At 58.4% G+C, this 12,296-nt stretch carries 8 protein-coding genes and 2 rRNA genes (1 of these 10 only partly in view); 4 read left to right on the forward strand and 6 right to left on the reverse strand.

What is annotated here, in order from left to right; genetic code table 11:
- The 4 genes from I6L37_RS08580 to I6L37_RS08595 all read left to right on the forward strand — a co-directional run.
- A 23S ribosomal RNA gene (locus I6L37_RS08580) occupies positions 1–166 on the forward strand; it begins 2,723 nt to the left of the window's first position.
- 115 nt (positions 167–281) lie between these two features.
- Positions 282–396: ribosomal RNA gene (gene rrf / locus I6L37_RS08585) — 5S ribosomal RNA — on the forward strand.
- A 192-nt stretch (positions 397–588) separates the two neighbouring features.
- On the forward strand, positions 589–1,104 hold the full coding sequence (locus I6L37_RS08590; RefSeq protein WP_216993782.1) for an NUDIX domain-containing protein: 516 nt from the start codon (positions 589–591) through the stop codon (positions 1,102–1,104).
- Between the two features lie 125 nt (positions 1,105–1,229).
- On the forward strand, positions 1,230–3,389 hold the full coding sequence (locus I6L37_RS08595) for an AsmA family protein (protein ID WP_216993783.1): 2,160 nt from the start codon (positions 1,230–1,232) through the stop codon (positions 3,387–3,389).
- A gap of 167 nt (positions 3,390–3,556) precedes the next feature.
- On the opposite strand, the gene I6L37_RS08600 is transcribed toward I6L37_RS08595, so the two are convergent.
- From I6L37_RS08600 to ettA, 6 genes are all read right to left on the reverse strand, one after another.
- A complete protein-coding gene (locus I6L37_RS08600) occupies positions 3,557–4,699 on the reverse strand; it encodes a type I restriction endonuclease (protein WP_254203552.1) in 1,143 nt (380 codons plus the stop codon).
- Between the two features lie 195 nt (positions 4,700–4,894).
- Entirely contained in the window at positions 4,895–7,768 is a 2,874-nt protein-coding gene (gene glnE, locus I6L37_RS08605) for a bifunctional [glutamate--ammonia ligase]-adenylyl-L-tyrosine phosphorylase/[glutamate--ammonia-ligase] adenylyltransferase (protein ID WP_254203553.1), read from the reverse strand.
- Positions 7,769–7,912: 144 nt separating this feature from the next.
- The gene (locus I6L37_RS08610) at positions 7,913–8,359 is read right to left on the reverse strand and encodes a GNAT family N-acetyltransferase (protein WP_216993785.1); all 447 of its coding nucleotides are present in this window, start codon (positions 8,357–8,359) and stop codon (positions 7,913–7,915) included.
- A 155-nt stretch (positions 8,360–8,514) separates the two neighbouring features.
- Positions 8,515–9,870, reverse strand: coding sequence for an NCS2 family permease (locus I6L37_RS08615; protein WP_216993786.1), 1,356 nt, complete (start codon positions 9,868–9,870; stop codon positions 8,515–8,517).
- Between the two features lie 266 nt (positions 9,871–10,136).
- A complete protein-coding gene (locus tag I6L37_RS08620) occupies positions 10,137–10,472 on the reverse strand; it encodes a hypothetical protein (RefSeq protein WP_026456972.1) in 336 nt (111 codons plus the stop codon).
- A 93-nt stretch (positions 10,473–10,565) separates the two neighbouring features.
- Positions 10,566–12,233 (reverse strand): energy-dependent translational throttle protein EttA, encoded by a 1,668-nt coding sequence (ettA, locus tag I6L37_RS08625; RefSeq protein ID WP_026456971.1) that lies wholly within the window; start codon positions 12,231–12,233, stop codon positions 10,566–10,568.
- Positions 12,234–12,296 lie beyond the last annotated feature (63 nt).

Raw genomic sequence — 12,296 nt, forward strand, 5'->3', positions numbered from 1 at the left:
TAACCGCTGAAAGCATCTAAGCGGGAAGCGAGCCCTGAGATGAGTCATCCCTGACCCCTTGAGGGTCCTAAAGGGCCGTTGGAGACCACAACGTTGATAGGTGGGGTGTGTAAGCGCGGCGACGTGTTGAGCTAACCCATACTAATTACCCGTGAGGCTTAACCATACAACACCCAAGAAGTGTTCTGGGCCTTGTAGCGAATGAACGAACTACGAATTCAGTGATAGCGAAGCCAACAGGCAAATCGTTATTCACGTCAGCTTTCTAGATTAAGAATTTGCTTGGCGGCCATAGCGCCGTGGAACCACCTGAACCCATGCCGAACTCAGAAGTGAAACGCGGTAGCGCCGATGGTAGTGTGGCATTCGCCATGCGAGAGTAGGACACTGCCAGGCACCCAACATGAAAACCCCGCTCATCGAGCGGGGTTTTTTATTGCCTGAAATTTGGCGTTTTGTTTGTATTTTGGCCAGTTCTAACCTCTGTTATTCCCTTCTTTCCCTCCCTCTCCACCTGAACCTTGCCATTTTGTTCATACAGCCCTATCTGGAGCGTACAATAGGGTTTTATCCAAATGGAGACGTTCCATGTTTTGCCCCCAATGCGGTAAAGAGACCCTGCTTGCCAAGAGCAACAAGGAGTTCCGTTGTGAATGTGGCTTCCACTTCTTTCAGAATGTGGCTGCGGCCGTGATGGTAGCCCTTTGTTGGCAAGATGAAGTGCTGGTTGCAGTGAGGGCTCGCAACCCTGGCAAGGGGTTGCTGGATCTGCCGGGCGGATTTGTTGATCCCGGCGAGTCACTGGAAGCCTCCCTCGTTCGCGAGTTGCAGGAGGAGCTGGGCCTGGATGTTTCAGATTGCCCCGTTCGTTATCTGGGCTCGTTTGCCAATACCTATCCCTATGACGGCATCACCTATCACACCTGCGATACCGCATTTGCCATCAATCTGACCGAGAAGCCCGATCTTCGTGCTGCGGACGACGTGGCCGATTGCCAATGGGTGAAGCTCGGCGCACTTTCACCTTCCCGCTTTGCATTCGCCTCGACTCGCACCGCCATTACCCTGTTGATGCAGCAACCCTCTTCATCATTCAGGCTCTGAAAGAATTGCTTGTGTCGGGTGCGACTATCCCTGTCCCCTGATTTGGCTGTTTTGGGAGACTGTCCCCATCTGCGGGGTTTCGGGTGATATAGTCTCACTCAAGATCCGTATTCAAGGAGTTTGTCGTGAAGAAGATCATCTACATCCTGTTGGGGTTGGTGCTGGCCGCAGTGATCGCGATTACCGCGTTGATCGGCCTGATCGATCCCAACCAGTTCAAACCCCAGCTGACGGAGCAGGTCAGAAAGGTCACTGGTCGTGAGTTGGTGATGGCGGGGAATATCAACTGGCGCTTCTGGCCGAGTCTTGGCCTGTCACTCGAAAAAGTGGCCCTGCGCAATCCGGCAGGCTTTGCCGAGCCTGATCTGATCCGCTTCGAGCAGGGGAGTGCATCAGTTGCCCTCTTGCCTCTGCTTTCCCATCGATTGGAGATAGGCGAGGTGACGCTGGCAGGTGCCCGTCTGTTTATCCAGACGAAGGCAGATGGCAGTTCCAACCTGAGCGGCCTGCTCTCGGACAAGTCATCTGCCGAGCCTGCAACAGTGGAAGATGCCAAGGCACCGGCCGGTGAGCCTCAGGGGGCGCCAGCAGAGGGCAAGCCCTGGCAGATCAAGCTGAAAGGGGTGGTGCTTGAACAGGCCAGTGCCCTGGTGCAGGACGATCGCAACGGTATTGTTTCTCGCCTCGACAGGCTCGATCTCGATCTCGGCCAGCTGGCCATGGATCAGTGGGTGCCGGTCACCTTCGCCGCCAAAGGGGCTCAAGACCAGCTTGCCTTTGATCTGAAGGGACAGGGGGAGGTCAAGCTGGCACAAAATGCGTTGGCCAGCGAATTGAAAGGGGTGGTTGTGGGCGGATCGCTCAAACAACCCTCCCGGCAGCTGGATAACTTCACCCTGCAGGCCGATCGCCTGGCGCTGGGGGAGTGGAGCAGCCTTGCTCTGAGCCTGCAAGGTGACCAGGGAGAAGGCGAGCAACCGGCCCTGACCGGTTCGCTCGAGGGAACGCTCAAGGCCAGGGTTGACCAGGATCTTAAACTGGCTGAACTCTCCGATGTGGTGCTCAGTGCCACATTGAATGGCGATACGCTGCCGCACCCACAGATGAACCTCAAGCTGGCCGGGTTTGCCCGTGCCGAGCTGGAGGCTAAGAAAGTCACCCTGAGCAAGCTGGTGATGAGTGCCGATGATACCCTGCTGACTGGCGAAGGTGTGGTGCAGCTTGGGGCTGTGCCCAAAGTGGAATTCGATCTCAAGGGGGAGACGCTGGATCTCGACAGCTGGCTTGGCACATCGGCAAGCGCTGCGGCGCCGGCTCCTACCACACCGGCGAGTGCCGGCAACAAGGCGGCAGAACCAGCCAAGGTGACTCGCGCTCTTTCGGCAGTTGAACCTAATCTGGATGCCCTCAAGGCAATCGATGCCATTGGACGGTTGCAGCTGGGCAGCTTGCGGGTGAGAGGGCTGGATCTGAGCCAGCTCGATATGCAGTTGGCGCTGGCGAACGGTCAGCTTACCCTCAAGCAGTTCAGCGCCGGCGTAGCTGGCGGCAAGGTGACGGCGAGTGGCGTGCTCGATGCGCGTCAGCAGCCAGCCCGTTACCAGGTGAGCAAACGGGTGCAGGGAGTAAATGTGCACTCGCTATTGCAGACCCTGGCGCAGAATGACTTGCTGGAAGGGCGGGGCGATCTCGATGTGCAGGTGCAGGGACAAGGCCTGTCAGAGCAGGCACTACGCAGTCGGATGCAGGGCAAGATAACCCTGGCGTTGCACGATGGGGCCCTGCATGGCATCAACCTGGCAGAGATGATCCGCGAGGCGCGGGCTACCTTGACCGGCAAGGGGACGGATCAGGTCAGAGAGGTACGCAAGACCGACTTCAGTGCTCTGACAGCCAGCTTCCAACTGGCAAACGGGGTGGCGCGCAGCGACGATATCCAGCTGTTTGCCCCCGCACTGCGGGTTCATGGCCAGGGGCAAACGGCACTGGTGCCCGAGACACTCGACTTCCTGTTCCTGACCTCCATCGTCGAGAGCAGCAAGGGGCAGGGCGGCAAGGGAGTCGATGAGCTGAAGGACATCACCATACCGGTGCGCATCGGTGGCCAGTGGCAGGCACCGACCTATCAGCTGGATGTGAAGGCGCTGCTCAGCAACAACAAGATCCTTGAGGAGAAGGCACGCAAGGAAGCCGAGCGGGGTCTCAAGAAACTGCTGGGTGACAAGGCCGACAACGAAGGGGTTAAGGGAGTGGCCGATCAACTGCTCAAAGGGTTGTTCAAATAACCCGTCGCTTCTCGTCCCTTTAATACAAAGAGCCCGCATTGTGCGGGCTCTTTTATATTATCATTGGACTCAAAAGGTATGAGGGAAACCACCAGTAATGCAGCAGTAAGTTTAACCGAGAAGCTTAAGGAAATGGAGTTGAGACAACCCATATCCCGAACTCGAAATTATTCGTATACCGCAGTAGTCGTCAATAATTGTTCTGAAAATGAAAAAATATCATCGATAGATGCGATGGGGTGCCTAGTTTCTTTCTTATCAGAATCAAATAGACCGATGTATTTTTGCTTGGTATTGAAGTGCAATCTACAGAGTGGCTTACGATTATTATCGTCGAGGAGCACTCCAAAATAGCTTTGAGTATCTCTAGCTGCAATTCGAGTTACATCAAATTGCTGTCTTAGAATTGCTTTAACGACGTTAAAACCTTCCATTTCCTCAAGAGTTGTATCTACTTTTGATTTTTCTTCACTACTGTACTCTGTTTCACTGGAGCTTAATTGACCACTTTCCAGAGTAGAAGTAATGGTCGATGTATTAACACTGCTACCAATAGCCGATTTTAATCTGGCATTGATGCTATCGTTAAGAAATTGACTAAGCGCTTTTTTGGTTATATCAGTGAAGGATTGTTTTACTTTTGCTGTCAGCACGCCATCATAAGTTCTTGATGCAAAAAATCTTACAAAGTCTTCTTCAGGAGAACTGAATTGCTCGGCTAGTATTTTCTTTATTTGACTTAAGTATTTCAACTCTCCTGCCGCATCGACAACGGATTCTACATCAAAAGCATTTTTAGTTAGTTTTAAAACCTCGGGTACAACGTGTTCATCAATATCTTCCAAATCCAAAGTCAGGAATGGTTTTTCGTCCATTTTATTTGGTGCATCAAGATCTGTGTAAAACTCATATTGTGCACCATTGGTTAGAATGCCGATCCTGGCATTAGTGACCGAAAAATAACGAAATAATTGCCCAGAATGCTTGGCGGACAATTTTTCACTATACTTTTTGCACTCGACCAAAATTTGAACCTGCCCGTCTTTCAGGATGGCATAGTCAACTTTCTCTCCTTTTTTGATTCCGGTATCTGCGGTGAACTCAGGGATAACCTCTGTGGGATCGAACACGTCATAGCCGAGCACTCGGTTTAGGAATGGCATCACAAAGGCGTTTTTGGTTGCCTCCTCGGTAGTGATCATTGATGACTGCTGGGCGATTTTTTTAGATAAGCTCTGTAATTGTTCTGTAAAATCCATTTTTTCCTCTCTCGATGGATATGTGCTGGCATGAGGTGAATCAATATTCACCTGCAATCATCATGTGCCAGAAATGGAAGGTAATGTAAGGATGCTATACCCTGCATATATTCAATAAAGGGTCATACGATGCCAAGGTTGGAATGCCTGAAACAGGATCTTGCTCACCGTTATTGAGTTTTCTGTCATAAAAATCGAGAGAGATATCAATATTGAATAGGGGCGCTGTTGCGCCCCTATTGTGTCTTATTCACTCAGCAGTTGTTGCCAGACCGCCAGCACATGGCCTCGTTCGGTCAGCAACTGGTCGTCCCCCACCTTGCGGGAGACCTCCGAGAGGTTGAGGCGATGGCCGAGGTTGCGGATCTCCAGATAGGCGTGCTTGAGCCCTTCCGCCTGCTCCAGGGTCAGCACCCCCGCCAGCACGCACTCGTCGAAGATGCGCACGTTATCGGACCAGCGGGTGAGCGCCTCGGGCTCGCCACAGGCGTGGGCCAGCACCAGATACTGGGCGATAAACTCGATGTCCACCATGCCGCCGGGGGATTGCTTGAGATCGAACTCGCCAGCACCGGCCTTGAGCAGGTGGTCCCGCATCTTCTGGCGCATCTCGCGCACCTCGCGGGCCAGGGTTGGCAGATCCCGTTCCCTGGCCAGCACGGTGCGGCGGATGCGGGCAAATTCGGCGATCACCGCCTCATCGCCATAGATGGGGCGGGCGCGCACCAGCGCCTGATGCTCCCAGGTCCAGGCCTCGTTTTGCTGGTACTGTTCATAGGCGGAGAGCGACGAAACCAGCAGCCCGGAGTCACCGGAGGGGCGCAGCCGCATGTCGATCTCATACAGGATGCCGGAAGGGGTACGGGTGCTGAACAGGTGCAGGATCCGCTGGGCCAGGCGCAGGTAGAACTGGCGGCTGTCGATGGGCTTGCGCCCGTCGGTGTAGCCGTTGGGGTCGCCGCCGTGCAGGAACACCAGATCGAGATCCGAGCCGTAGCCCAGCTCGATACCCCCCAGCTTGCCGTAGGCCACCACAGCAAAGCCGCGCTGGCCGCTCACCGCCACCTCGGGTGGCACCCCGTAGCGCTCGCTCATCTGGGCCCAGGCCTGATTGACCACCTCCTCGGTGATCGCCTCCGCCAGCCAGGTGAGGTGGTCACTCACCTTCATCAGCGGCAGGGCGCCGGCGATGTCGGCCGCCACGATACGCAGCAGCTGCACCTGCTTGAACTGGCGCAGCGCCTCCATCTGCTGCTCCACATCCTCCTCGGGGATGCGCAGCAGGAACTGGCGCAACTGGGGCTTGTACTGATCGAGCGGAGTGGGGTGATAGAGGTGCTGCGGGTCGAGCAGCTCGTCCAGCAGGATGGGGTAGCGGGCCAGCTGCTCGCTTACCAGATGGCTGGCATCGCACAGCCGCACCAGCTGGCGCAGGGCGCCCGGGTTCTCCGCCAGCAGTTGCAGATAGGCGCTGCGGGTGAAGATGCGGGTCAGCAGTTCGCACACCCGCTCAAACAGGCGGGCGGGCTGCTCACTGGCCACCACCAGCCGCAGCAGTTCCGGCATCAGCCAGTCCAGCGCGATGCGCCCCTGCGGGCCCACCTGACGGCGTTTGTACTCCTCCTTGAAACGCAGCAATGCGGCGCACAGCGGCGCCGATTCGGCAACTCCCTGCGTGGTCAGCAGTTTTTCAAGCTCAATAGCATCGAGCTCGGTGCGCCAGAGATCGAGCCAGAGCTGCTCCAGATGCGCTGGGGCCTCCTTCTCTTCCCCCACCACGGCGGCGAACTGCTGATGGACGGCGGCCATCTCCTCATCGAGATGAGCCATAAAAGCGCCCCAGTCGGCAAAACCCAGAGCAGCGAGCAGCCGCTGGCGATCCCGCTCCTCGGTGGGCAGGGTCTGGGTCTGCTGATCGCCGATCTCCTGCAAGATGTTCTCGACCCGGCGCAGGAAGCGATAGGCTGTCAGCAAGCGATCACAGTGGTCGGCCTCCAGGGCGCCGCACCGGGCGATGGCGGCCAGCGCTTCCGGCAGGTGACGTACCCGCAGGGCGGGCTCGCGGCCGCCGCGAATGAGCTGCAACGCCTGGGCGATAAACTCCACTTCGCGAATGCCGCCGGCCCCCAGCTTGATGTTGCCCTCCAGCCCCTTGCGACGCACCTCGGCGGCGATCATCGCCTTCATCTGGCGCAGGCCGTCGATGACGCCGAAGTCGATATAGCGGCGAAACACGAAGGGGCGCAGCATCTCGGCCAGCTCCACCGCGTGCTCGCACTGAGGCCCCAGCACCCGCGCCTTGACCATGGCGTAGCGCTCCCAGTTGCGACCGTGGTGCTGGTAGTAATCCTCCATGGCGGCAAACGAGATGGCGAGCGGCCCCGCGTCACCAAAGGGGCGTAAGCGCATATCAACCCGAAACACCTGGCCGTCGACTGTGCTCTGGTGCAGGGCGTTGATGATGCGCTGGCCCAGCTTGATGAAGAACTGCTGGTTGGCGAGCTCGCGCCGCCCGCCGACCGTGTAGCCGTTCTCGGGGAAAGTGAAGATAAGGTCAATGTCGGAGCTGAAGTTGAGCTCGCCGCCCCCCAGTTTGCCCATGCCGAGGATCAGCAGCGGCTGCGGGTTGCCATCCCCGTCCATCGGGGTGCCCAGCTCGCTGCACTGCTTGGCGTAGAGCCAGTCACGGGCTGCACAGATCAGGGCGTCGGCCAGTTTGGTGAGGTGGATAAAGCTCTCTTCAACCTCGGCATGCCCCAGCAGTTCGCGCCAGGCGATGACCAGCATGCGACTGCGGCGGAACTGACGCAGGGTGCGCTTGAGCGCCTCCTCGTCAACGACTTCAGCCAGCAGAGCAGTCAGATCGCGCTGGTAGGCCGGCCAGCGCTCGGTCTGCTCCAGCTCTCCCGAGGCGAAGATCTGCGCCAGCAGCTCGGGTTGTTTGATCAGTGAGTCGGCGACAAAATCGGAGAGACCGAGCAGGGTGAGCAGGACCTGCCGGGTTGCCTCGGGCAGGTCGCCGTAGTCTGGCGCCAGTTCGAGCAGTCGCTGCCATTGGCGCTGGGCCTGCGCTTGTAGCAAGGGGGAAAGAGCGGAGAAAGAGGGAGAGTGCTGGGCCACGGTTGCCATCCTTGTGGTTGACGAAGCTGCTGGGTGAAAACGCTGGCTGCCAATCTAGCACTGTCGCGCCCCCACGTCACAGCGCAGGGGCGAGAAGCATGATCCGGCGAAAATAATCAGCCGCCAGCAGAGGGAGCCCGAGATTCAGGTACGCAGGTAGATCTCGGGGTCGTAGATCTCCATCAGGCTGGCTGGTGCACTGGCGGGCACGAAGCCAAAACTGCCATAGAGGCCGTGGGCATCCCGGGTCGACAGGCTCAGACGCCGCAGCCCCTGCAGCTCGGGGTGGGCGAGGACGGCCGCTACCAGCGCCTTGCTGTAGCCCTGACCGCGATGCTCGGGCAGCACGAACACATCGGAGAGATAGCCGAAGGTGGCCTTGTCGGTGATGACCCGGGCGAAGGCCACCTGCTGGCCGCCGAGGTAGCCACCAAAACAGAGGGAGTGATTGATGGCGCGCAGCACAGTGGTCAGCGGAATGCCGGGGCTCCAGTAAGCCTCTTCTGACAAAAAACGGTGGATCAAGGGGACGTCGAGGCGTCCCTTGTCGTCGCTGACTTCGAAGGTGGATCGGGGGGATGAGTGATGCATCCTGGCTCCTTGCTGGATGGTGAACATGTTCCGTATGGAGCAACCATGTTAACAACTTTGCGCCGACGGCACAGCGTCTCCATGAGTGGCTGTGCGGTGGTAATAAAAATGGGCTCCCTGTCGGGAGCCCATTTGGTTAACCGGTTCGGTCGTTATCAGTGGCTGTCGACCCAGACGAACTTGAGCACAAACAGCAGGGCGACCACCAGCACGCAGGGGTTGATCTCGCGCCAGCGGCCGGTGCCCGCCTTCATCACGCAGTAGGAGATAAAGCCCACGGCGATCCCTTCGGTGATGGAGAAACTGAACGGCATCATGACGGCGGTCATGAAGGCCGGGACCGCTTCGGTCAAGTCTTCCCACTTCACCCGGGTCAGCTCGGAGCACATCAGCACGCCCACATAGATAAGGGCACCGGCGGCGGCATAAGCCGGCACCATGGCGGCGATGGGGGAGAAGAAGATAGCCAGCAGGAACAGGATGCCGGCTACGATGGCGGTCAGGCCGGTACGGCCACCGACCGCGACGCCGGAGCTGCTCTCGATATACGCCGTTACGGAGGAGGTGCCCATAAAGGCGCCGCCGACCGAGCTCACGCTATCGACCATCAGAGCCTGCTTCATACGCGGGAAGTGACCCTTGTCATCGGCCAGCTTGGCGCGGTTGGTGACACCAATCAGGGTGCCGGAGGAGTCAAATAGGTTGACGAGCATGAAAGAGAAGATGACGCCAGCCAGACCGATATCCAGTGAGCCCATCAGATCGAGCTGGCCGAACACGGGATCAATGCTGGGGGGCATGGCGATGAAACCCTTGAAGGTCACGTCGCCAAACAGCCAACCCAGGGTGGTGGTGACCACGATGGCGATCAGCACGGCGGAGTGCACGCCGCGGGCGGAGAAGATGCAGATGAGGAAGAAACCCAGCAGCCCCAGCAGGCAGGGCAGGGAGGTGAGGTTGCCCACAGTCACCATGGTGGCGGGGCTGGCGACCACGATCCCTGCGTTGTGCAGGCCGAGCAGGGCGATCAGAAGGCCGATACCGGCGGTGATGCCGACCCGCAGGGTGAGCGGAATGTTGGCAATAAGCCAGTAGCGCACCCGCAGCAGGGTGAGGATCAATAGACCCATGGCGCCCCAGAAGATGGTACCCATACCGACCTGCCAGGAGTAACCCATGCCGGCTACTACCACGAAGGCGAAGAAGGCGTTGAGTCCCATGGCGGGAGCCAGGGCGATGGGCAGGTTGGCCAGCAGGCCCATCAGGATGCTGCCGATACCGGCGATAAGGCAGGTGGTAACGAACACCGCCTGGGTGTCCATGCCGGCCGCGGAGAGGATCTGCGGGTTGACGAACACGATATAGACCATGGTCAGGAAGGTGGTGATCCCGGCGATGACCTCGGTGCGGGCTGTGGTGCCATGGCCTTGCAGGGCAAACAGGCGCTCAAGCAATCCTTGCCCGGCGATCTGATTGGTCGCCTGCCCTGTGGCGTTGTGTGGTTGGTTCATGTGAATTCCAATAGGTGACGTGAAATAAGCAGCAAGGGAGCCGGTGGACCCATTCATGCGGGGTAAATGCCCCCAGCAGATGGTGGCTAAATGACCAGACTCGACTTGATACCGTGACAGCGCGCACATTTTTACACAGGCGGGGGCGTTTACAAACCCCGGATCTGCGAGGCGGATCAATGAATAGAGTAAAAATTCAAACGTTTGCTATTTGAGCAATAAAAAAAGGTCCTCGATAGAGAACCTTTCTTTGTCAAAACCGAGGTTCAGAGAGTCTTGAAGTAGCGTTCCACCAGTTGAGCAAGCACGGAGTCGAGCCGCTCCTGCACTTCCCCCAGCTCCCGATCGAAACGGCGCAGAAACAGGCTGGCCTGCTCCTCGCTCAGCTTGCGACCGGCGATGAAGAACTCCTGTTCTGGCAACTGCTTGTCATAACGGGGAAGCAGTACCCAGCTCACCAGTTCGGGCTCTACGGCCTCGAAGATCTTGGCGGCGGCGGCACAGAAGGTTTCGATGTGCGCCTTGCCATCCGGCCCGAGGCAGCCGGGTTCGACCCGGATCTGAATGGTGAGCTTCTTCTCTGTGGTGGGCTGGGTCGTCATTTCGCAAAATCCATGCAAGGTCGTTCGTTCTGGATTGTAAGCCATAAGGCACAAGAAAGGGGAGCCGAGGCTCCCCTTGTCGCATTTGCCGGTTTACTTGGCGATACGCTTGTATTTCGCACGGTGCGGCTGGATGGCCTCGGCGCCGTAGGTCTTCTTCTTCCACTCTTCGTATTCGGTGAAGTTGCCCTCGAAGAATTCGATCTTGCCCTCGTCCTGGTAGTCCAGGATGTGGGTGGCGATCCGGTCGAGGAACCAGCGATCGTGGGAGATGACCATGGCACAACCCGGGAACTCCAGCAGGGCGTTCTCGAGGGCGCGCAGGGTTTCGATGTCCAGATCGTTGGTCGGTTCATCGAGCAGCAGCACGTTGCCGCCGGTCTGCAACAGCTTGGCCAGGTGCAGACGACCGCGTTCACCACCGGAGAGCTCGCCGACGCGCTTCTGCTGATCGGAGCCCTTGAAGTTGAAGCGGCCGATGTAGGCGCGGCTCGGGAACTCGTAGCTACCGATGCGCAGGATATCCTGACCGTCGGCGACCTCTTCGAACACCGTCTTCTTGTCATCCATGCTGTCACGGAACTGATCGACCGAGGCCAGTACCACGGTATCGCCCAGGGTGATGGAGCCGGAATCCGGCTGCTCCTGGCCCGACATCATGCGAAACAGGGTCGACTTACCGGCACCGTTCGGGCCGATGATGCCGACGATGGCCCCCTTGGGAATGGCAAACGACAGATCGTCGATCAGTACACGATCCCCGTAGGATTTGCGCAGGTTGGCCACTTCCACCACCTTGTCGCCGAGGCGCGGTCCGGGCGGAATGAACAGCTCGTTGGTCTCGTTGCGCTTCTGGTAATCGTTGGTGTTGAGCTCCTCGAAGCGAGCCATACGGGCCTTGGATTTGGCCTGACGACCTTTCGGGTTCTGGCGAACCCACTCCAGTTCCTTCTCGATGGACTTGCGACGAGCGGCTTCGGCACTGGCTTCCTGGGCCAGACGGGCATCTTTCTGCTCCAGCCAGGAGGAGTAGTTGCCTTCCCACGGAATACCCTCGCCACGGTCCAGCTCCAGGATCCAGCCTGCTACGTTGTCGAGGAAGTAACGGTCGTGGGTGATAGCGACGACGGTGCCCTCGTAGTCGTGCAGGAAGCGCTCCAGCCAGGCCACGGATTCCGCATCCAGGTGGTTGGTCGGTTCGTCCAGCAGCAGCATGTCCGGTTTTTCCAGCAGCAGGCGGCACAGGGCCACGCGGCGGCGCTCACCACCGGAGAGGTGCTTGATCTGGGCATCCCATGCCGGCAGACGCAGGGCATCGGCCGCGCGCTCCAGCTGGTTTTCCAGGTTGTGGCCACCCTGAGCCTGGATGATGGCTTCCAGTTCGCCCTGCTCGCGGGCCAGCTTGTCAAAATCCGCATCCGGATCGGCGTAGGCCGCATAGACCTCGTCGAGGCGGGCCATGGCGCGTTTCACTTCGCCGACGGCCTCTTCCACCGCTTCGCGCACGGTCTGCTCCGGCTCCAGTTTCGGTTCCTGGGGCAGGTAGCCGATCTTGATGCCGGGCTGCGGGCGGGCTTCCCCTTCGATCTCGGTATCCAGCCCGGCCATGATGCGCAGCAGGGTGGATTTACCGGCGCCGTTCAGACCCAAGACGCCGATCTTGGCGCCCGGGAAGAAACTCAGGGAGATGTTCTTGAGGATATGACGCTTGGGCGGCACTACCTTGCCGACCCGGTTCATGGTGTAAATAAATTGAGCCATTGGCTAATTCTCTTCTTTTTCAGCGAGTTAATGTTTTTCATCAACAGGCTGAGGTCGTGGTGG

The sequence above is a fragment of the Aeromonas sp. FDAARGOS 1407 genome (assembly GCF_019048725.1).
Lineage (GTDB): Bacteria > Pseudomonadota > Gammaproteobacteria > Enterobacterales > Aeromonadaceae > Aeromonas > Aeromonas enteropelogenes.